The following is an 18,974-nucleotide window of genomic DNA, read 5'->3' on the forward strand; positions in this document are numbered from 1 at the left end:
CCATGACGGCCGTACGAACCCAACAGGACAGTTGCGACACAGAACCTAAGAGCGGTTCGCGGGCGATGTTCTCGACCATTGAGCGCATGGCGCCGCCGTCGTCTGCCGGATCGGTCACGATAACCTCGATCTCTTCAAGTTCGGCGGCGATCGCTCCCTTGGTGCGGCGATGGCCGGCCTGGATGATGAAGCCGTTGCCGCCATCAGCCTCGGGAGAAACGACGGGCGGCTGGATGATGCCGACGGCCTTGATGGTCGCGGCCAGCAGCGCATCGCCCTGAGGCGTGGATTTGGACTTCCGGGCATCGTCGGGATTGTCCTTCAGCGCGCGCGGGTCGATCTTGATAATATGCATTGGAAGCTCCTGGTTGGGGATTGAGGACCCGGCACGCCACCGGTTCCCTTTTTCGTCTTCTTCTCGAAGACATCCCCGGGACCGCGGAGCGGGCGGGCCGGTGCAACTGCGGCCGAGCGTCCCTGCCCGGCCGGGTGAGCGGGGCTGGCCAGCCCTGCGAAGAACGACGGGCCGGGATGGCGCAGGCGGCGGTTGAGCGACAGCATCACCGAGCCCAACCGATCTGCGACCGGTCCCTTTCCTCCTTCTTCTTCATGCCGCCGCCCCGGCCTTCTCCCCCTCCTTCAACACCTCATCTGCCAGATCGGCCTCGATTTCGGCGAGTTGTTGGCGCTTCTCGGCAAGCTCGTCTTCGAAGCCGAATTCTCCGCCCTGGCAGGATTGATAGGAGGCCCGCCGGCGCTTGGCATCATCGAGGCGGAAGCGGTATTGCGAGCGCTCGTCCTCGAAGCCGGAAAGCACATGCTCGATGCGCGAGACCGCACCGAGCGGCGTGACGGTTAGCGCAAGGTCGATGTCGGTCTCCACGCCGGTCCGGACGAGTGCAACGTCATATTGGAAGTCGCCCTGAACGTAGCGCTTGCCGGAGAAGACGAGATCGAAGCCGCCTATATTTGCGATGACCGTTTCGCCCTCTTCCTGAAGATGTACCAGCGTCATGATTTCCTTCATCAATGCCCGGCCGGCGGGCTTGCGCTCGGTGAAGTATTGGCCGCCCACGGTCATGGCGAAGGCCTCGCCTACTGTCGGAATCCTGCGTTCGATGTCCTTGCCGATCTCGGAGATCCGCCGCGCGTCGTGCTCGATATCGCGCTCGGCATTGCGGATCTGGCGGCGAACGGCGAAGAGATCGTCTCTATGCGCGGCGCGCAAGCGTTCGAGCCGGGCGATATCGGCCTCGAGGCCTGCCTTCTGCATCAGGCGCTGATCGCCGGAAGCGATCGCTTTGGCCATGGCAAACTGGTTGGCCTGCCCCTCGCCCAGATCTTCGAGCCGGCGGACGGATGTGTCGCCGGACAGCGCCGCAGCGATGAACCGGGCCTTGCGCTCGTTGTTCTGCCACATCTGCGCATCCATCGAGCCTTCGGTGGCGTAAGCGAAAATGTCGATCTCGTCATGCTGATTGCCCTGCCGCTCAATGCGGCCCTCGCGCTGCTCGATCTGGGCGGGAAGCCAGGGCACGTCGAGATGGTGAAGCGCCTTCAAGCGAAGCTGGGCGTTGACACCTGTACCCATGGTCTCGGATGAGCCGATCAGGAAGCGGACCTTGCCCGCGTTCACGTCGGCAAACAGCCGGTGCTTGGCTTCGGTCTTCTTGTAATCCTGCATGAAGGCGATTTCCGACGGCGGGACACCGAGCCGGACGAGCTCGTCGCGGATCCAGCGATAGGCGGAAAAGCCTCTGCTTTTCTCGACGCTGATCGTGCCGAGATCGGAAAAGATCATTTGCGCCGCACCGGGCAACTCGAAAGGCTTTCCCTCGCGGGTCAGGTAGGTATTGGCGCCGGTCTCGCGCCAGATGCGATAGGCGTTGGCGATCAGCTTGTTGAGCTTGTTGTCCGGCTCGTTGTCATTGTCGGGATCGACCAGCCGGAGATCAATCGCCGCATGGCGCCCGTCGGTAATGACGGAAAGCAGAATGTCGTCGCCGGGTTGGGCAGGACCCTCGCGCATTTCGATGGCCTTGATGCGGGCATCGAGGACCTGCTGATAGAGCTTGAAGTCGTCGGTCGGCTTTGCGGTAACGATCTGGCGCTTGCCAGTCGAGACGGCGGGGATTTTCACATATTGCTTCAGATCCTCCGGCAACACGACATCGGCGAAGCAGCGGAACATGGCTATCAGTTCCGGCACATTGACGAAGGTCGCAAAGCGTGAGACGGGCTTGTATTTGCCCGAGGGCTGCAATTCGAGTTCGGTCGTCACATCGCCGAAAGTCGAGGCCCAGGCGTCGAATTCGTGCAGGCCGCGTTCCTTGAGCGCCTCAAATCCGAGGAAGCGCTGAACCGAGAACATCTCGCCGAGCGTGTTGGTGATCGGCGTGCCCGAGGCCAGCACCAGCGCGCGGCCCGGATTCTTGGTCTCGATGAAGCGGGATTTAACATAGAGGTCCCAGGCCCGCTGCGAGCCGTTCGGATCGACGCCTTTCAGCGTCGACATGTTGGTGGCGAATGAGAGTTTCCGGAATTCCTGCGCCTCGTCGACGATGATCTGATCGATGCCGATCTCGGAAATGGTCAGGAGATCGTCCTTGACGGTCGCCAGCGATTCCAGCCGGTCCTTCAGTCCCTCCTTCAACCGTTCCAGTCGCTTGCGTGACACCCGATCGTCGCCCTCGACCCTGGTGAGAAGATCTTCGTAGAGCGCGAGCTCATCCTCGATCATCTGCTTTTCGAAGACTGCCGGTACGGCGATGAACTTGAAGGCCGAATGGGTGAGGATGATCGCGTCCCAAGTGGCCGTCGCGGCGCGCGACAGGAAGCGGTGACGTTTGTCTTTGGAAAAATTCGTCTCGTCGGCGACGAGTATCCGGGCTGTCGGATAGAGCGCAAGGAACTCGCGGGCGGCCTGGGCCAGGCAATGGCCGGGCACGACCAGCATGGCTTTCGAGATCAGGCCGAGCCGACGTTGTTCCATGATGGCGGCGGCCATCGTCATGGTCTTGCCGGCGCCGACGGCATGGGCGAGATAGGTTGCGCCGGACGAGATGATGCGCCAGATGCCGCGTTTCTGGTGGCCATAAAGAACAAAGGCGCCTGATGCGCCCGGTAGCTGGAGATGGTCCCCATTGAAGGATCGGGGTGCGATATTGTTGAAGCGGTCATTATAGACCCGCGCCAGCCGGTCAGTCCGGCCCGGATCGGACCAGACCCAGCGCTGGAAGGCGGCCTTGATCTTGGTGAGCTTCTCCTTTGCCGCCTCGGTATCTACGACATTGAGGACGCGCCGCTCGCTGTCGCCGTCTTTGATCGTGTCGAAGATCTGCGGAATACGGCTGTTGAGGGCATCGGCGAGCAGTTCGCCGGCATGCCGGCGCTTGGTGCCCCATTCCGACGTGCCCTCGGCCCGGAAGGCCAGCATGCGGGCATCGACCGTCCAGGAGGCGAGTTCCGGCATGTGCCGGATCGTGATATCCGTTCCCATCGACTCCTTCACAAAATCGACGACATCACTTGCCGGAATCCATGGTGCACCGAGCCGGGCGGTGATCTCGGACGGGCTGAGATCGGCCGGCTGCACCGCCTCCAGCGCCTCGACATTGAGCCTGTAGGCCGGATCCAGCTCGGCGGCCGCTTCCGCGATCGCCAATTTGTCGCGGACCGGTCCGGATAGGTAGGCGTCGGATGTCTGCCAGGACCCGTCTGTCGGATCTCGATAAATCGCGCTGCCGAGTTCCGCGATGACGGTCTCCCGGTCTTGATGCAGCAGTTCGGCGATATGGTCTGGATCGACATGGCCGCGTTCGTTGAGGACGACGGCCAGAGCGTCGGCGGCGCTGGTGATCACCGGGGGCGATGGCGGGGCAATGACTCGTTCGGAGAAGATCGGACCGGGCTTCGCGGTATCCGTATCGAGATCGTAATTCTCGATGGAGGCGACCAGCCAGCAATCGGGATCGTCGAGGAAGGGCTGCAGGTTCGGGCGGCGATGCGTCTCGCGGGTTTCGCCCGTCGCATCGCTCTCCGAGATCGACACCCTCGTGTGGTTGATCGGCCCGAAATCCCGCACGAAGCTCGACCAGGCGATGCGCAGCTTCACCTGAAGATCGCGCCACGGCTGATCGGTCTCCTGGGCCTTGAGGACCGCGCGCACCGCATCGCGGACCGGGATCAGCTTCCTGACGATGTTGATCTGCTTTTCCGAAATCCCCTCGCCTGTCCGGCCCTTGCGGACGGGAACCGGCGCGGGCTTGCCGTGGAGAACCTGCATCAGCCCTTTCGGTGGGGCGATGAAGAAGCTGCCCTCGCGGACATGGGCGTCCCCTGGTCTGGCGACATCGGTCGGCGTCGTACCGAATTCGAGATCGAAATCGATCTCTCCGGGTTCGCCGTCATAGAGCGCTTCCGGAAGAAGATGGATTGCGGCGTCCAACGCAGCTTTGAGATCGCCGTCACCTGCCAGGCAGGTATAGGTCTCACCGAATGGACCAGATGTGGTCGCGTGGCGGCCGAGCACATGATCGGGGTGATCGGCGAACCAGCGGTTGACCCTGACCGCCTCGCTCTCCTCGCTGGCCGAAATGACCTCGGCCACGTCCAGCCACGCCGCGTCGCTCGGGGACTCGCCCGGCTTGCGCTTGCGGAAGAACAGTATGTCGACGACGACGTCCGTTCCCGCATCCTGCCGGAAGCTGCCTTCGGGCAGGCGGATCGCCGCGATCAGATCGGCGGATTTGGCAATGTGCTCGCGGGCCGCGGCATCCGCCTTGTCCATCGTGCCCGACGAGGTGACGAAGGCGGCAAGTGCACCGGGTTTCAGGAGATCGATCGATCGCGCAATGAAATAGTCATGCAACCGCAGGCCCATTGACCGGTAGGCGCGGTCGGATCGCACGGTCCGGTCGGAAAAGGGAGGGTTGCCGATGGCGAGATCGAAGTGCGCCGGCAGATCGGTACGCGCGAAATCACCTTCGATGATGCGGGCGACCGGCTGCAGGAACACGGCAATCCGGGCTGTCACTGGATCGAGCTCTACGCCCGTGAAGAACGAGGATGCACGAAACGGCTCAGGCATCAGGGCTGGGAAGAGCCCCGTCCCGATCCCCGGTTCGAGCACGCGACCGCCGAGCCAGCCGAGCCGTTCGAGACCTTCCCAGATCGCCCGGATGATGAACTCCGGCGTGAAATGGGCATATTGGGTGCAGCGGGCAAGCGAAGCGTAATCGGCCTCGTTCACGGCCTCCTGCAGCTCTTCGCCAAGGTCTTCCCACCCCTTCCGGAACCCGTCCTCGCCGGGCCGCGAGAAGATCGCATTGGCAAGATCGGAGGCGCCAAAGCCTGTGAAGTGAACAAGACGAGCCTGTTCCTCCGGCGTCGCGGGCCGGTTCTCGGCCGCGATTGTAGCAGCGAGCGAGATGGCGGCGAGATTGTCGCGCGCTCGGGCTTTCCAGCCCTTGGCGAGGTTCCGGCTACCGGAAAGATGAAAATTGCTGCCGCGCTCGGGCGCTTCGGCGGCTTGTCGTTCCGCGGGCCGCCGGCTCTTGGACCGGTTGGCCGCTGCCGCCGGCAGCGGTACGCCCTTGTCGGGTTCGATTTCTGGGCTGTCGGCAAAAGCGGCGACGCCGAAGCCAAGCCCGGAGGACAAGGCGTTCTGCAAACTGCCAAACATGTCGAGGGTGAAGCGGTCGTGGTCTGACATTGATGGTTTCTCCTGGATTGAGGGCGAACGAAGCCGCGCCGCCAGGGGACCCAGCGGCGTCGCCAGCGTGCGGATTTGAAAGCGGAGTTAGCGGGTGATCAGCGAGAACGAGATCTCGTTCTCGGTGAGCTGGATCCCGAGATGGGACGCGGCGAAGTGCCGGTTGAAGCTCGGAACGACAAGGTCGGCATCGATGAACTCGATGCCGTCATCGCCACCGAAATGCCGGCGCTTGTAATCCCACCAGTCGTCGCTGCCCTTGGGGTGGCACTCGTTCGAATAGACAACGAGCGGCTTTTGGCCCTCGGCGAGCTTGCCGTTGGAGATGATGTAGACGCCTTCGTCTCCCACAAGCCAGAAGCCGGGTTTCTCACCCTCGCCTGGTCTGGTGCCGTAATAGGGATTGCGAAAGCCGCCATTGGCGGCCGCGTCCTCTTCCCCGCGCGCGATAACCTTGCGCACCGCTTGAACCGGAAATGTGAACATGACGGACCTCACGCGGCTGCTGGCAGCGGAAGGTGGCGCAAATGAACGCGCAGCTTTTCCGAAATCTGCTCATCCGTCAGGTGGTCGAGCAGCTGAAAGCTGGTCCCCGGGCGACCGTAGACGATGACCGTTCGCTTGCCTCGATGCTCGGGCCGGAAGGCCCCTCCGGCATAGCCTCGATAGTCGTCCTGCGTGGCACTCCAGATGTGCTCGATCCGTTCTTCGCGGGTCATCGCCTTGACCGGCCAGCGTTCGCGCTCGACAATCGCGTCGCGCATCTCGTACGGCGAGCGTGGATCGGCAAGATCGCAATAGGCGTGAAAGAACCGCGTCACTCCATTGATGCTGAGCGTGTAGAAGACGCTGGTGATGCTGCCGGTCAGGAATTCGCGCATGGCGAACATCTCGCCGCGCATCCAGAGCGGCGGCAGGATTTCGAGCATGTAGTCGTGTTCGGGGCGGGCGATTTCGAACCATTCGCCGGCGTAAAGCGCACTGTCGTCTTTCTGCCAGCGGTCGGGTCGCCCAGCATGGCGGTCGAAGAGTCTGAACATCTGATGGCGGTCGGCGATGCCGAAATGGATCTTGCGGATGAGAGAGGTCATGGCGGGCTCCTTTGAAGCCTGTCACGGGCTGGAGCGCGGCGCACCCTTTCGGCATCACCATCTTCTTCAGCCCTTCCGGACCCCCTCCCGCGGCCGCCTCTCCGTCCGGCCGGGTCAAGGGCCGGCGTCAGCCGGGCGAAGCGTCACCCTTGAGGCGGACGGCGGGCATGCGGCATGCCGTCCTCGTTTTTCTCTTCTCCATCATTCCTTCCATTTCAAGGAGGCGTTCCAGTCATCTGATGGCGGCCTGAGCCGCTGCCAGTTGGAGCCTTCCTCCTCAGCGAGAACCCGCAGGCGCTCGGCAAAGGTCTCGCCCTGGCTATTGGCGTCGGTGGCTGCGACCATGAGGACATCCGGGCGGGCGGCGAGCCCGCGTAACGCAGCATCGGTCGATGACGACCAACCCCCGCCGGTGCTAAGGTAAAGCGATCCCGGACGACACTGTTCGATTGCCGCAAGGCTCATTGCGTCGATCGCCGCCTCGGCAACGCAAAGACGCGTTGCATCGGCGGGCCCGAGTCGGAAGAGGACTTTCGCACCTCCATTGGCAAAACCGCGCCATTCCGGACCGCGTTCCTCCCAGCCGGTGATCTGGCCGCGATCGTCTTTATGGGCGGCCCACATGCTGCCGTGCGGGCCTTCGCGCAGCACATCGGAAGCAATAGCTTGGCACAGAACCGGGTCGGGAATACCGCGCATCTCACTGAGATAGCGCCATGTCGCCGAGCCGCGCCACGGCTTGCGGCGGCTTTGCCAGCGTTCCGCCACGGTCTGGTCCAGCATCCTCTCCCTGGCCTGACGGGTCCAGGCGGGCTCTGACGGCATGAAGCCGATGAGGGCGGCGACGACATAAAGGGCGGCGGCGAACGGGATCCCGTCGAGATGTTCAACAAGGCGGAACACGTCGCCCTTGGCGTCCGACAAGGGGTCAAACCAGCCCTTGCCGTCATGAATGACGATGACGATGTCGCCGCCGCGGCGGTATTTGACCGCTTTGCGGGTGCTTTCCTTCAGATCGACGGCAAAGCCGGCGGATTCCAGGACGGCCCCACAATTCACTTTCTCTCTCAGTTCTTCCAGTTCGGCTTTTTCCATTCACTCTCCGCGTTGCGCGCGGTCCTCTGTCCGGGTTTGCGCTCCCTCACTTTTCGGGGCTGGACCCGGAGGCCGCGAAGAGCAAGGCAGGACAAGGGCGCGGATGGCAAGCCGGCAGTTATGACGGGTCGCGGTTTTCGCCGCCAGAAGCGGCGAAGCCTCCCTTGCCGGCCGCCGCGCACAAGCGGCATGGGTGTTCTGGCTGGTCTCTTTAATACCTTCGGCGCCAAGGACCTCAATAGAATAAAGTATAACATTTTCTCGCAAAGCAGTGGTTTGCGAATGCAGCCGCTATCCGCTATCAACCATACACACGCGTAGCAATTTCCCTTCTTCCCGCCGCAACCATTAGGCTCATGCAGCAATCACATTCGCCGTCCAATGCTAAGGAAACCAGATGGACCACGTGACACGCCTGCCCGAATTCTCGGTGATCGTATTCTCCTTCCTGCTCCACTTTGTCTGGGAGTTCTGGCAGGCACCCACCTATGCGGGCATGATCGAGATGAACCATTGGGAAGGCATCAAGCTCTGTTCTTCGGCAACATTCGGGGATGTCGGATTCGCCATGACTGCATTCTGGATTACCAGCGCTGCCGCACGATCCCGCTTTTGGTTTGAAGCACCCAAAGCCTGGCAGATACTGTTGTTTGTTGGGGTCGGCATCGCTCTGACTGTTGGTTTTGAATATTATTACACCAACATATCGCAGCGCTGGACCTACTCCGATCTCATGCCGCTGGTGCCGCCGTTCGGAACAGGACTGAGCCCGCTGCTGCAGTGGGTTTTCATCCCGCTTGCCGTGGTCTGGCTTACACAACGGCAGGCCGCAGGGGCCAAAGCCATGGAGGACCGGAAATGATGAACGACACAATGGGAGGCGGGATTATGGGGCTTGGCGGTGTCTGGATGCTGCTGATTGCCATTCTGGTAATCCTGGCCATTGCCGCACTGGCCAAGTACCTCATGAAGTGAGGCTGCAATCCGTTCCGTCGATGACTTGACCGGTCGGACGTGCGGTAGAAAGGCTCCATTCCCCTCTGCCATTAGGCTGCGGGCCGGCAAGCCGTAGACAGCAAAACATACCGGGCGATGCGTGTTTTGATGACGGTATTCATCAAATGCAACAAACCGCACGCGTTGCCGTCACAGTCCAATGTTTTCGGATTAAGGATTGCCAGGCTCTACGTTGTCGCGAGCCTGCCGTGCGTGGCTAACTCACTGTGAATTGCCCCATCATGCCGGCATCTTCATGCTCAAGAATATGGCAATGATACATGAATGGCGTTTCCTCGGCCGCTGGCTGAGTGAACTGGACAAGCAGCTCCGTTTCACTGTCGACAACGACCGTGTCCTTCCATCCCAGGCTCTCCGGCCGCGGTTCTCTTCCGTTCTCACTGATCACCTGAAAGGAGACACCATGAACATGAAACGGATGCGCGAGCATGCTGGTGCTGATCACCCACTTCTCGGTGTCGCCGAGGCGCACGCGGTCGTTGATGATACTCATGTCGAATGGCTGCCCGTTGATGGCCATGCCGCCCATCATGCCGCGACCCATTCCGCCAGATCCCATCATTCCGCCTCGCATGCCCATATCGAGAGAGAAGTTGCGCAGCTTTGACACCCTGGCGGCTGTGAGGTCAGGTTGATCTCCACCGAGCACATCGGGGATGCGGGTGACTTTGGCGGCAAGCCGCTCGTCGACCAGAAACGGAAGCACTTCGAACCGCCTGCCTCCGGTTATTTCATCGAGCAGGCCGCGGGCCCTTCCCATCATGCCGCCCATACCCGCATTGGGGTCACCCTCACTCATCAGCGACATGCCATGACCATCCGAGAAGTCGACCAGAATCTCGGCACGTTCTCCCGGTCCGAGGCGGAGCGTCTCAAGCTGTACCGGGGCTGGCAGATATCCACCGTCAGTTGCGATCAAGTGAATGGGTCTGTCGTCGCTGGAAAACAATGAATAGATCCGCGCATTCGAACCGTTGATCAAGCGTAGCCGCACGACTGACTTCGGCACAGCGGCGACGGAACCTGCCTGACCATTGACCAGTATCGTGTCGCCGGTCATGCCATGCATGATATCCATCATCGAGTTGGCGTAGGCAAGCTGGCCGTCCGTGGAGAAGCGGCGATCCTGAAGCAGCAGCGTCATGTCATCGACGCCATAGGTTTCCGGCAAGCCTCGTTCGCCGTCGAGCCCGTCTGCTACGTGCAGCACGCCGGCCAGTCCGGCGTACACGTCACGCGCGGTTCGACCATGGATGTGGGTATGAAAAAAGGCGGTGCAGGGCCCCTGTCCAATTTCCATGTCCGGCGCCCATACCTCTCCCGGTTTGACGGGCAGGTGTGGCCCTCCGTCGTGATTGCCTGGCACCACCAGGCCATGCCAGTGCGCGCTGACCGGCCATGACAGTCCGTTTTCCACACTCGGCCGCAGCGCGCCGTTGCTTATCCGAACCACGGGTCCGAGATAGGCTTGATTGAAGCCAATCGTTTCTGCTGGATGGCCCGGAAAGAAGGATGTTGTGCCTGACTGGGCAGTGACCAGAAATTTTCCTGTGTCGACTGTGTCGATCAGCGGCGGAAACTGCAACACTGGACGACCTGCGGCACCAGATGAGGGTGAGATGAAGCGGCTATCTGCCCATGCGTAGAGGGCGCTGCTGGCTGTAAGTGCCGCGCCACCGGCGAGCAGGTTCCTTCTCTTTATCATTGATATGTTCCTTTCGGCAGAATTCGTCTGGTTCCACGGTCATCAGTTCGCTTGCCCATCAGACCACCTCAAACCAGGTGTTCATTCCGGCTGCCGCATGTTCAAGCATGTGGCAATGGAACAGCCATTTGCCGGAACTGTCGGCCACGAAAGCGATCTCGGTCGTCTGGTCAGTGGTGGGCGATTGCGCCTGCCCGTAGAATTTACGGCTTTCAAGAGTCGCGGGGCTCGATCAGATCGCGATAGGAATCGATCAGTGGACGGTTACTCACAGTAGACCTCGCATACTCACCATCCATCTTTTCCAGTGCCGCGAGCATGAATTCGGCGATGTCAAGCCGATCTTGCCGGCAGGCATACCTGAACACGCGCAGGATATCCCGCTCCAGGATTTCGGTTTTCGAGATCACAGCTACCTCCCTATAAAAGTCAAGCCTGCGCCTTTCAGCGACAGGAATGTCAAATCACAATTTCCTCAACGGGCCGTTGGCCTAGCCGATTGTAGACAGCAACGGGAACGTCTCCAAAAGCCAGAAGGCGAAAGCGGACAGATATCCTGTCATCATGGCGACTCCCATCAAGATCATAACCGCTCCGGCGAATGTCCGCAGAATACGCCCGAGGCGTCCGAAGGTCTTCAATCTTGCTGCCAAGGCGCCGGTGAAAACGGCGGCAAGCAGGAACGGCACACCGAGGCCCAGCGAGTAGATCGCTAATAGTGCGACGCCGTCGGCGACCGAGGCTGATGCCGCGCCAACGGTCAAGATGGCACCGAGGATCGGACCGATGCAGGGGGTCCAGCCGAAAGCGAATGCCAGGCCCAGCACATAGGACGATACGGCCTTGCCGCCGGGCAGATCAAGGTGAAACCGTGCCTCGCGCATCATCCACGTGGGTCGAATGGTTCCGAGCATGAACAATCCGAACAACGTAACAATCCCGCCTCCGACGATGTTCATCTCGAAGCGGTAGCGAAGCAGCAATTGCCCCAACGCTGTAGCGCTGGCACCAAGGATGACAAAGACGGTTGTGAAGCCGAGCACGAAGCAGAGGCTGAAACCGAGCGCTGCGCTTCGCGCAACAGAAACCTCACCTGAGGGTGATGTAATCGTCGACCGGCCGGCGACATAGGAAACATACCCCGGCACCAATGGCAGTACGCAAGGCGACAGGAATGAGACGATGCCGGCAACGAAGGCGCTCAGGATACCAATATTGGAGAGTTCAGGCATTCGGACGGCCCTTCAAGTCTTCTTCCGAGCTCACTGGTCACCGCTTTTCCGGGCACGCGCGATCAGCGTTTGCATGGTTTGCAGGTCGGTGGCGCCGCGCAATATTTCCTCACCGATAACAAAGCCCGGCGTACCGTTGATCCGCAGAACTTGGGCGAGCGCAAGGTTGCGCGCGATTTCAGCGTCGACAGCGGGATCGGCCATATCGTTTCGCAGCCGCTCGACATCCAGGCCGATTTGCCCAGCAACCTCCATCACTCGTCCCTCGTCGGCAGCTCCTGACACCTGCATCATTGCTTTATGGAATTCGGGGTAGAGGTTCTGCTGGCGGGCCGCGAGCGCTGCCCTTGCCGCGAACACGGAATTCGGCCCCAGAATGGGAAACTCCTTGTAGACGATGCGCAGTTTCGGATCGTCTGCTTCCGCCGCCATCATCGTTGGCGCAACCTGGCGGCAATAGGGGCAATTGTAATCGAAGAATTCGACCAACGTCACATCGCCTTGCGGATTGCCGCCAACTGGGCTTTCGGGACTTTTGAACAGTTCGTCACGGTGCGTGGCAAGGGCTGCCTGAGCTTCCGTCTGTTCCGCCTCCCGTTGCTTCCGTTCGAGGTTCTGCATGGCCTCGACGATGACCTCTGGGTTGGCTACAAGATAGTCGCGCACGCGCCGCTCGAACGCGTCCTGCGGCAGGTTCTCCGACGCGATAGTGGGCTGCTGGCCGGCCCTGAACCCTGGATCGATCAGATACCAGGTGCCTGCCGCGATGATCAGCAGCAGGGGCAGCAGGAGAAAGCCGAAGCGGCGCCCCGTGAATTTCGAAAATTGCGTCAACTTCCTTCTCCCGCTGTTCAGAACAGGCCTGTCAGCCATTCCCACCACCCCTTTTCGGTAGGCGGCTTTGGCGCATGCGCGTTGTTGATGAGCTGGTTGATGTAGAGGGTCAGATTTGTTTTGCTGAAATCGGATCCATGGAAAATACCGGCATTCCGTCCGTTGCGGTCGATGACATGCGCCATCGGCAACTCCTGGTCGCGGCCGCTGAACGCCGCAAATCGATCCGCCAGACTGGCGGTTGTCTCGTCGTCCGATGGGATCACGCGCCGCCAGTTCGCCTGGTCCGACGGAGCCTGGGTCGAGGCATCTGCGTCAAGGACGGTTACAAACGTGACCATTTGCTTCATCGGCGAAGCATTCACCTGTTCCTGCACGCTCGCAAGAACGGCCTGTTGTTTGGCGCATGGACTGTCACAGTTCTGCGGAACAAAGCTCAGCACGATGATCTGATCATGGAGATCGCCGAGGCGCAGGACATTGCCGCCTGGTTCTTCGACATCCAGATCGGGCGTGGAAGGACGATCCATCACCTCGAAGGCCAACTCCTGTTCAGTCATCACCTCATCGATGCGCTCACCGGGATGATTTGCGAATGCCGGCTGTGCAACCAGCAGGAAGGCCAGGATCAGGAAGCGCTTCATTCAGCAACCTCCTGTGGCCCCTCGGCCGCTATTCCGAGCACGGAAACCTCAACGGTGATCTCTCCGGCGTTCTCGAAGCTGAGCGTCATAGGGAATGTCGTGCCCTCGCTGAGTTTGTCTTGCAGTCCCATCAGCATCAGGTGCATGCCGCCGGGCGCGAGCGTGAACCGCTCACCCGATGGCAATTCAAGCGTTTCGATGTGTTTCATGCGGCTTATGTCGCCGTCCTTTTCGATCGCGTGGATCATGACGTGGCCTGCGACCGGCGTCGTCACGCCTACAAGCCGGTCTTCCGAGGCGCTTTCGATCGTGAGATAGGCAGCGCCGGGCCGGGACGCGAGGATGGTCGCGCGCGCCCACGCATCGGAAACGCGGACACTCTCCTCTGCGAGTGCCGGCGATGCGCCCGCCCAGACCGCCACCGCTATTGCAATCAGTATTTTCATCAATATTTTCCATTCATTCTTGCAAGGACCTCGACGGCCATCTCTTCCGCGAACTGTTCGCCTTCGCGGAAGACATCCTCAAAGCGGCCTTCGGGTGTCATCAGGTAGATGTGCCCGGAGTGCGCCATCAGATATCCGTCCGGCGCTGTTTCCTCTTCCATCTTCTCGTAGTAGACGCGGAAGGATTGGGCAGCTGCGGCGACCGCGGCTTCGGATCCGGTCAGTCCAACCAGCTTCGGGTGGAAGGCCTGGACATATTCCGCCATCACCTCCGGCGTATCGCGCGACGGGTCGACGGTGATGAAGATCGGTGCGACCCGCTCGACCTCGCCGCCAAACCGATCCAGCACATTCGCCATGTAGGCGAGCGTGGTCGGGCAGACGTCGGGGCAATAGGTGAATCCGAAGAACACGAGTTGCCAGCGCCCGAGGAAGTCGGCCTCGGTCACGCGATTTCCGTTGTGGTCGATCAACGAAAACTCGGAGCGAATTGCGGCCTCGCCGGTGGTGACCGACGGCGGCTCGCGGACGCCGATCGTCCGGACGAAATAGGCACCACCGATCACCAACGCGGCAATGGTCACCAGGAACCACAGGCCGTAGCGAATTCGTCTGAGATGTGTTGTTTTGCCTGATGTCATGTCTGTTTCTCGCAGCCCCCCCGCCCGGACCAAATGTCCGGGCGGGGGGATCTCAGCCTCCTATTGGTCTGTCGACGATTTCATGTTGTCTGTCATGCTGGCCATCAACTTGGTGCACTGCTCCATCATCGGCGCCATCTGGGCCATCATTTTCATCATGCCCATCATGCCGTCCATTCCGCCCATGCCGGACATTCCGTCCTGATTCATCATATCTTTGTTGTTCCCCATGCTGCCCTCTTCCATCATGGAGCCCTGGTTGCTTGGAGTTTTGTGCTCAGCGGCTTGAAGGGTCGGGACTGCGGCGATGTTGATCATCAAAACGGCAGCCATAGTGAGAGACTTGATAGGTTTAATCATCGGTCGTGTTCCTTTTCTGCTTGGTTAGGGATAGGGAATGCCGTGACGAAACCGCCACACTGACGGATTGTGCGTGTTGCACGGTTTCGTCCGACAAGAGGTCATTTTGGGCTCCGCCCGGTAATGAAGGTTCACCGTCTGCGGCAGCAGGGTTTCCGGCCTGGTTTGACTTGCAGGAACCGCCGGTAACCTTGTTCATGCAGAGTCCGAGCGCGCACATGGCGACACACGGCAGTGCTGTGAGGAGCAGCGGCGCTATGCCTGCCGCGGCTAGCCAACTCCAATTAAACGCGAGACCGCCAGCAATCAGGACCGCCGCAAGTATGAGGTATCCGCGACGGCCGCTGAGGTAGTAGCGAAGCGCGTAGAGAACATCGCGGCCAAACGAACCGTCCTCGGTGCTGTATTGTCGCGACTTATCCATGAAGGCTTCCTTTTCAGTTCGAGGTCTGATGTGTTCTGAGAAAATCGATCATCTCGGGCGCGTCCCATTCTGCCGGGCCGACGAGCCGTCCCAGTTCCCGCCCCTCACCGTCGATCAGGAGCGTCGTAGGTAGGCCGACAGCCGCAAGGTCGAACGAAGCCCGCATCGATGCATCGATATAGAGGCCGAGATTCCGGATACCGATCTCGGCATAGAATTTGCGGACTACCTCCGGCCCGGCCCGGTCGACAGAAAGAGGCACAACCTCGAAACCGGGGCCGCCGAGTTTTGCCTGAAGCGCATCAAGCGTTGGCATTTCCTCGCGGCAGGGCACGCACCAGGTCGCCCAGATGTTGAGCAGAACGGTTTTGCCTTTGAATGAGGCCAGCGTGAGAGCCTGACCTGCCCCGTCCTCGAACGTGACCACGGGAAGCGGCCGAGGCGTTTCGTGCATGACGAAGGGCTGGGGCAATAGTATTGTGCCTGGTCTGTCGCCAACGGGGTGGGAGCCCTTATCGCCGTCGATGTAAATCATTGCGGCGGTGACTGCGAGCGCGACCACCACGAGGCCCCCTGCCGCAAGTGCGATTAAGATTGTGCGTTTTGCGTGCAATAGAGCCGTCATGAACCAGCGCCCCGCATCTTCTGGTCCGCGGTCTGCTGGCGCAATGATTCCACCAGCGGCAGGATGGTTTTCGCGAGCACCTCTTCGTTCACCGGTCCGATATGCTTGTAGACGATGAGCCCGTCCGCATCGACCACAAAGGTTTCGGGTACGCCATAGACGCCCCAATCGATCGCCACCTTCCCACTGATGTCGGCTCCGGTGCGCGTGTAGGGGTCGCCCAAGCTGTCCAGCCATTGCGCCGCATCGTCCGGCTGATCCTTGTAGTTGAGGCCGTGCAGCGGCACGGTGCCTTGCGCTGCAAGCTGCATGAACAGAGGGTGCTCTTCGCGGCAGGCAACGCACCAGGAAGCAAAGACATTGACCAGCGATACCTCTCCTTTGAGATCATCGCTCGACAGCCCGAGCGATCGTCCCTGAACCGGCGGCAGGTCAAATTCCGGCACCACCTTGCCGATGAGCGCGGACGGAAGACTGCCAGGGTCTTGGGTCAAGCCCCAGGCCAGAAAGATGGCAAGCACCGCAGCGACAGTAAGCGGCAGGAAGGCCAAAACGCTTCGTCCCGTTTTGGCGAACGACTGTTCCCTGTCCATAGTCATAACCCACCACCGGCTTTGGCCGTCACTCGAGCCTGTGATTCCCGCTGGCGCTCGGGCCAGGTACTCTTGATGAATGCGAGTACCGCTGCGATCTCCTCGTTGCTCAGGATGTCCTCGAACGCGGGCATGTCGCTCTCATAGCCCGCAACGACACCGCCGACGCCGAACTTGGTGATGTCGAACAGGTCCTGGTCCGAGTGATGCCAGGTGTGGCCGCTCTCGTCATGGGGCGGCGCCGGCATGCGGCCGTTCTCCAGCCTGCGCCTCCAGTTCGGCTGACCCTGGAGCTCGGCGCCATGGCAGGAGGCGCAGTTTTGCGCATAAACTTGCCTTCCGAGGGTGATCTGCTCGTCTGTCACAGGATAACCCAGCACAGTCAGGTCTTCGGCTTGTGTACCGGTACTTTGCGATTGCCCCTGCGCGGCGATAGCTGCCAGACCCGAAAAGGCGACAGCGGAAAGGAGAAGCATCATCCGCCTCATTGCCGCCCCCGCAGAAACTTCACCAACGCGAAAATGCCGAGGACCAGAACAGCCAGGATCAGAAGGCTGAACAGACCACCTCCGAACATCATAAAGCCCATCATGGAGCCATCCATCATACCGTTCATGCCATCACTCATCGGAGTAAACGGCGACGCCGTCCTTGCCGAAGGCGTAGGTCTTTAGCGTGCCTGTCTTTGCCGGTGCCATGCCGGGAGCATTCCCCGGCATTCCGGGCAACGTGATGCCGGTGACATCTGGACGCTCGCTGACCAGCCGTTCGATAATCTCGACAGGCACGAGCCCGCTTACGACATAGCCGTCAATCTCGGCCAGGTGACACCCGATACCTCGCTCGGGAACGCCCATTTCAACCGAGCGCTTGTCGAAATCGCGATCATCGACGCGCGTCACAGAAAAGCCGTTGGTCTCCAGATAGTCGGCATAGGTATCGCAACATCCACAGCCGGGGTCGCGCCAGATTGTGATCGCCTTGGCACCAGCAACGCTGGCACTTGCGTCTTGGGGAGCTTGAGCCGAGGTCAACGCCGTAAACGCCACACTACCAATGACAGCCAAGGCGGTAACGGTTGCGGCAACAAAGATCTTTTTCATGTTGTTCTCCATTAATTGTTAGCGAGCGGGGTCCAGGACAGACCGCCATCGCGAGTTTGGATGAGACCGTCCTCGGTGAGGGCAACGACTTGATCGGCATTGTTGGGATGGACGGCGACCGCATCAGTGCGGAAAGACGAGCGTCGCGCCCAGACGACCCCCGCGTCCGCGGAAGCCCACACACCGGAAGGTAGGGCGGCATAGAGCCTCATCGGAACCGACGCTGCGCTCACCAAAGCGTGGATCGGTTCTCCGGTGGGCAACGGTGCCTCCGGCGCAGGCGCTGCCCCGGATACCAATGCGTCCATCGCATCGCCTGGCTGCACGTCCTGCCAACGGCAGAAACAGTCGGGCACGCGGGTGAGACCCAATCCGGTTCCAGCGTATAACCAGATGCCGCCCATGCCCGTGGCCAGATCGACCGAGGCCAATGCAGTCAAGTCGCGTTCGGCATCTGCCAGCCAAGGCCGGTCCATCGCGAAGACCCAAGACCGGCCAGCATCTTCGCTTTTCCATAGACCGTCGCCATGAACGGAAACATACAGGGTTTCGGGGTTTGAAGCAGCCGCTGCGACAGCAACTACTGGAGCCTCGGGTAAACCCTGGCTTCTCGCCTCCCAGCTCTGCCCGCCGTCTTCGGATAGCGCAACGCCCCCATTGGACAGCCCCGCCGCAATCCGACCGGCACGGTCGTTGTGTGTCGCAAGCGAAAGAATGCTGCCGCCCTTCGGACCGGGCAGCGGTGTGGACACTCCGCCATCGTCGCGGCGGGTAAGCCCAGCACCTCCGACGATGAGCGCATTGCCATCGAAGGCTATTGCGGAGGGTGTTTCGCCGGGCGCAGCACGAGCTGTCCGGTTTACCGAAACCGAGAGCACTGCACTGGCCCCGAAAGCCATAGCGGACGTGATAAAGGCTCGACGCGTTGGCGTCGGTAGAAACAATGTCATGATATTCCAACTATCCTGAGGGGAACTCAAACCCGCAGCGCGCGAACCCCGCGATGCTGAGTAGGACCATGAACGATCAGATTGATCGCGCATGAAGTCAGCCGCAGCTAGCCGAAACGGATTCCGGGCAGCGTCAGCTCAGGGTGGAGGATCTCGGAGGGTAAGGGTTCGGCAGTCCGGTGCGTCCGGCCATGCTTCGATAAACCGCTACTTCGGTGGTCGTCACCGCCTCAGGCAGGCCGGCCTCGCCCGATGGCAGGATGGCCGACAGGGGAGAAACGCAGAAATAATCGCACGGCTGCATGTCACCGCCGCCGACAGGGCAATCTTTGCAGCTGCCCATATCGCCGTTTTCGACGGCGGTAAGGGCCATCGTCATATTCATGCTGGCTGCATTCGCGGTATGCGCGACCGAACCCGCCGCGAAAACGGCGAGCATGAGGATCGTTAGAATGCGGGCATACCTTTTCATCTCATATCGAATAGCTAAAACTTGGTGAC

At 60.8% G+C, this 18,974-nt stretch carries 22 protein-coding genes and 1 pseudogene; 1 reads left to right on the forward strand and 22 read right to left on the reverse strand.

From position 1 onward, the window contains the following. From V6766_RS18925 to V6766_RS18945, 5 genes are all read right to left on the reverse strand, one after another. On the reverse strand, positions 1 to 355 hold a 355-nt coding region (locus V6766_RS18925; protein ID WP_448469185.1), incomplete at its 3' end, for a ParB N-terminal domain-containing protein. Positions 356 to 607: 252 nt separating this feature from the next. Continuing rightward, on the reverse strand, positions 608 to 5,713 hold the full coding sequence (locus V6766_RS18930) for a DEAD/DEAH box helicase family protein (RefSeq protein ID WP_024706430.1): 5,106 nt from the start codon (positions 5,711 to 5,713) through the stop codon (positions 608 to 610). 87 nt (positions 5,714 to 5,800) lie between these two features. Next, complete coding sequence (locus V6766_RS18935; protein ID WP_024706431.1) at positions 5,801 to 6,199, reverse strand: DUF3085 domain-containing protein; 399 nt, start codon at positions 6,197 to 6,199, stop codon at positions 5,801 to 5,803. Between the two features lie 8 nt (positions 6,200 to 6,207). Beyond that, positions 6,208 to 6,804: a DUF1419 domain-containing protein gene (locus tag V6766_RS18940; RefSeq protein WP_024706432.1), complete on the reverse strand. Its 597-nt coding sequence runs from the start codon at positions 6,802 to 6,804 to the stop codon at positions 6,208 to 6,210. Between the two features lie 201 nt (positions 6,805 to 7,005). Then, entirely contained in the window at positions 7,006 to 7,899 is an 894-nt protein-coding gene (locus V6766_RS18945) for a DUF3991 and toprim domain-containing protein (RefSeq protein WP_036235775.1), read from the reverse strand. 397 nt (positions 7,900 to 8,296) lie between these two features. Between V6766_RS18945 and V6766_RS18950 the strand changes: the two genes are divergently transcribed. Beyond that, on the forward strand, positions 8,297 to 8,761 hold the full coding sequence (locus tag V6766_RS18950; RefSeq protein ID WP_024706433.1) for a hypothetical protein: 465 nt from the start codon (positions 8,297 to 8,299) through the stop codon (positions 8,759 to 8,761). Between the two features lie 351 nt (positions 8,762 to 9,112). Here the strand turns inward: V6766_RS18950 and V6766_RS18955 are convergent, their stop codons facing one another. From V6766_RS18955 to V6766_RS19035, 17 genes and pseudogenes are all read right to left on the reverse strand, one after another. Next, positions 9,113 to 10,621 (reverse strand): multicopper oxidase domain-containing protein, encoded by a 1,509-nt coding sequence (locus V6766_RS18955; RefSeq protein ID WP_024706434.1) that lies wholly within the window; start codon positions 10,619 to 10,621, stop codon positions 9,113 to 9,115. A gap of 58 nt (positions 10,622 to 10,679) precedes the next feature. After that, a pseudogene (locus V6766_RS18960) lies at positions 10,680 to 10,781 on the reverse strand (multicopper oxidase domain-containing protein); the annotation flags it as partial. 52 nt (positions 10,782 to 10,833) lie between these two features. Beyond that, a complete protein-coding gene (locus tag V6766_RS18965) occupies positions 10,834 to 11,031 on the reverse strand; it encodes a hypothetical protein (protein ID WP_024706435.1) in 198 nt (65 codons plus the stop codon). Between the two features lie 81 nt (positions 11,032 to 11,112). Beyond that, complete coding sequence (locus V6766_RS18970) at positions 11,113 to 11,853, reverse strand: cytochrome c biogenesis CcdA family protein (protein ID WP_024706436.1); 741 nt, start codon at positions 11,851 to 11,853, stop codon at positions 11,113 to 11,115. A 30-nt stretch (positions 11,854 to 11,883) separates the two neighbouring features. Next, positions 11,884 to 12,687, reverse strand: coding sequence for a DsbA family protein (locus V6766_RS18975; RefSeq protein ID WP_024706437.1), 804 nt, complete (start codon positions 12,685 to 12,687; stop codon positions 11,884 to 11,886). A 17-nt stretch (positions 12,688 to 12,704) separates the two neighbouring features. After that, on the reverse strand, positions 12,705 to 13,331 hold the full coding sequence (locus V6766_RS18980; protein ID WP_024706438.1) for a hypothetical protein: 627 nt from the start codon (positions 13,329 to 13,331) through the stop codon (positions 12,705 to 12,707). Continuing rightward, positions 13,328 to 13,777 (reverse strand): copper chaperone PCu(A)C, encoded by a 450-nt coding sequence (locus tag V6766_RS18985; protein ID WP_024706439.1) that lies wholly within the window; start codon positions 13,775 to 13,777, stop codon positions 13,328 to 13,330. The genes V6766_RS18980 and V6766_RS18985 overlap by 4 nt, the downstream gene beginning before the upstream one ends. After that, positions 13,777 to 14,418: an SCO family protein gene (locus V6766_RS18990; protein ID WP_024706440.1), complete on the reverse strand. Its 642-nt coding sequence runs from the start codon at positions 14,416 to 14,418 to the stop codon at positions 13,777 to 13,779. The genes V6766_RS18985 and V6766_RS18990 overlap by 1 nt, the downstream gene beginning before the upstream one ends. Before the next feature lie 60 nt (positions 14,419 to 14,478). Beyond that, a complete protein-coding gene (locus tag V6766_RS18995; RefSeq protein WP_024706441.1) occupies positions 14,479 to 14,778 on the reverse strand; it encodes a hypothetical protein in 300 nt (99 codons plus the stop codon). Beyond that, positions 14,771 to 15,202, reverse strand: coding sequence for a hypothetical protein (locus tag V6766_RS19000; RefSeq protein WP_024706442.1), 432 nt, complete (start codon positions 15,200 to 15,202; stop codon positions 14,771 to 14,773). The genes V6766_RS18995 and V6766_RS19000 overlap by 8 nt, the downstream gene beginning before the upstream one ends. Positions 15,203 to 15,215: 13 nt before the next feature. Further along, on the reverse strand, positions 15,216 to 15,764 hold the full coding sequence (locus tag V6766_RS19005; RefSeq protein WP_244435493.1) for a TlpA family protein disulfide reductase: 549 nt from the start codon (positions 15,762 to 15,764) through the stop codon (positions 15,216 to 15,218). Positions 15,765 to 15,823: 59 nt separating this feature from the next. Beyond that, on the reverse strand, positions 15,824 to 16,420 hold the full coding sequence (locus tag V6766_RS19010) for a DsbE family thiol:disulfide interchange protein (RefSeq protein ID WP_036235782.1): 597 nt from the start codon (positions 16,418 to 16,420) through the stop codon (positions 15,824 to 15,826). 2 nt (positions 16,421 to 16,422) lie between these two features. Further along, entirely contained in the window at positions 16,423 to 16,896 is a 474-nt protein-coding gene (locus tag V6766_RS19015) for a c-type cytochrome (protein ID WP_244435494.1), read from the reverse strand. An 8-nt stretch (positions 16,897 to 16,904) separates the two neighbouring features. Continuing rightward, positions 16,905 to 17,036, reverse strand: coding sequence for a hypothetical protein (locus V6766_RS19020; protein ID WP_256389227.1), 132 nt, complete (start codon positions 17,034 to 17,036; stop codon positions 16,905 to 16,907). Between the two features lie 4 nt (positions 17,037 to 17,040). Continuing rightward, complete coding sequence (locus V6766_RS19025; RefSeq protein WP_152534433.1) at positions 17,041 to 17,523, reverse strand: DUF411 domain-containing protein; 483 nt, start codon at positions 17,521 to 17,523, stop codon at positions 17,041 to 17,043. Positions 17,524 to 17,534: 11 nt separating this feature from the next. Continuing rightward, positions 17,535 to 18,473, reverse strand: a complete 939-nt coding sequence (locus V6766_RS19030; protein WP_200866632.1) for a WD40/YVTN/BNR-like repeat-containing protein — start codon at positions 18,471 to 18,473, stop codon at positions 17,535 to 17,537. 133 nt (positions 18,474 to 18,606) lie between these two features. After that, positions 18,607 to 18,945, reverse strand: a complete 339-nt coding sequence (locus tag V6766_RS19035) for a hypothetical protein (RefSeq protein ID WP_024706446.1) — start codon at positions 18,943 to 18,945, stop codon at positions 18,607 to 18,609. Between the last annotated feature and the right edge of the window lie 29 nt (positions 18,946 to 18,974).

The organism is Martelella sp. AMO21009, from assembly GCF_053484295.1.

Bases quoted from the DNA above. Each gene is read 5' to 3' on its own strand.
- V6766_RS18930 (WP_024706430.1), bottom strand. From the start codon at position 5,713: ATGTCAGACCACGACCGCTTCACCCTCGACATGTTTGGCAGTTTGCAG.
- V6766_RS18935 (WP_024706431.1), bottom strand. From the start codon at position 6,199: ATGTTCACATTTCCGGTTCAAGCGGTGCGCAAGGTTATCGCGCGCGGG.
- V6766_RS18940 (WP_024706432.1), bottom strand. From the start codon at position 6,804: ATGACCTCTCTCATCCGCAAGATCCATTTCGGCATCGCCGACCGCCAT.
- V6766_RS18945 (WP_036235775.1), bottom strand. From the start codon at position 7,899: ATGGAAAAAGCCGAACTGGAAGAACTGAGAGAGAAAGTGAATTGTGGG.
- V6766_RS18950 (WP_024706433.1), top strand. From the start codon at position 8,297: ATGGACCACGTGACACGCCTGCCCGAATTCTCGGTGATCGTATTCTCC.
- V6766_RS18955 (WP_024706434.1), bottom strand. From the start codon at position 10,621: ATGATAAAGAGAAGGAACCTGCTCGCCGGTGGCGCGGCACTTACAGCC.
- V6766_RS18970 (WP_024706436.1), bottom strand. From the start codon at position 11,853: ATGCCTGAACTCTCCAATATTGGTATCCTGAGCGCCTTCGTTGCCGGC.
- V6766_RS18980 (WP_024706438.1), bottom strand. From the start codon at position 13,331: ATGAAGCGCTTCCTGATCCTGGCCTTCCTGCTGGTTGCACAGCCGGCA.
- V6766_RS18985 (WP_024706439.1), bottom strand. From the start codon at position 13,777: ATGAAAATACTGATTGCAATAGCGGTGGCGGTCTGGGCGGGCGCATCG.
- V6766_RS18990 (WP_024706440.1), bottom strand. From the start codon at position 14,418: ATGACATCAGGCAAAACAACACATCTCAGACGAATTCGCTACGGCCTG.
- V6766_RS18995 (WP_024706441.1), bottom strand. From the start codon at position 14,778: ATGATTAAACCTATCAAGTCTCTCACTATGGCTGCCGTTTTGATGATC.
- V6766_RS19000 (WP_024706442.1), bottom strand. From the start codon at position 15,202: ATGGATAAGTCGCGACAATACAGCACCGAGGACGGTTCGTTTGGCCGC.
- V6766_RS19010 (WP_036235782.1), bottom strand. From the start codon at position 16,420: ATGGACAGGGAACAGTCGTTCGCCAAAACGGGACGAAGCGTTTTGGCC.
- V6766_RS19015 (WP_244435494.1), bottom strand. From the start codon at position 16,896: ATGCTTCTCCTTTCCGCTGTCGCCTTTTCGGGTCTGGCAGCTATCGCC.
- V6766_RS19020 (WP_256389227.1), bottom strand. From the start codon at position 17,036: ATGAACGGTATGATGGATGGCTCCATGATGGGCTTTATGATGTTCGGA.
- V6766_RS19025 (WP_152534433.1), bottom strand. From the start codon at position 17,523: ATGAAAAAGATCTTTGTTGCCGCAACCGTTACCGCCTTGGCTGTCATT.
- V6766_RS19030 (WP_200866632.1), bottom strand. From the start codon at position 18,473: ATGACATTGTTTCTACCGACGCCAACGCGTCGAGCCTTTATCACGTCC.
- V6766_RS19035 (WP_024706446.1), bottom strand. From the start codon at position 18,945: ATGAAAAGGTATGCCCGCATTCTAACGATCCTCATGCTCGCCGTTTTC.